Origin of the sequence: Motiliproteus sp. MSK22-1 (assembly GCF_001968815.1) — a bacterium.
GTDB lineage: Bacteria > Pseudomonadota > Gammaproteobacteria > Pseudomonadales > Balneatricaceae > Motiliproteus.
The window spans coordinates 1-476 of sequence record NZ_MIEQ01000093.1 but is presented as its reverse complement, the minus strand read 5'-3'; the positions used below and the strand labels follow the sequence as shown (position 1 = coordinate 476).

At 51.5% G+C, this 476-nt stretch carries 1 protein-coding gene; it reads left to right on the top strand.

Going from position 1 to position 476, the window contains the following annotated elements:
- The coding region (locus tag BGP75_RS23495; protein ID WP_143821168.1) for an autotransporter outer membrane beta-barrel domain-containing protein at positions 1-476 on the top strand (476 nt) is incomplete at both ends.

The following is a 476-nucleotide window of genomic DNA, read 5'->3' as shown; positions in this document are numbered from 1 at the left end:
GAAGCCTCCTTAGTGCTTCAGCAGATAACGGTTGATGATGCGGGTGCAGCTGTTGAGGTTTCAGAATCGGGTGTGACAAACCAGCAGCGTAATCTGGTTTCACGGCTTAATGCGCTACGCGGCGGTGCTCGCGGGCTTGACCTGTCAGGGCTTAATTTCAATATTGACGGCAAGAGCCTGTCTTCTGCTCATCTTCCCAGTCACTGGGTTAAGCCAGAAACGGAACGAGGTGGCAGTGCCGGTGACGAAGAGTCGAGTCTCTTTAGTGATAAAGTCGGTATCTTCATTGGCGGTACGATCAGTCTGGGAGACAAGGATAAAACCGATAATGAGGACGGATTCGAGTTTGAAACCCAGGGGCTGACCTTAGGCGTTGATTACCGAATGACTGAGCAGACCATACTGGGGGCCGCTCTGGGCTATACGCAAATAGATACTGATATTGATAACAATGGCGGATCGCTGGACACGGATGG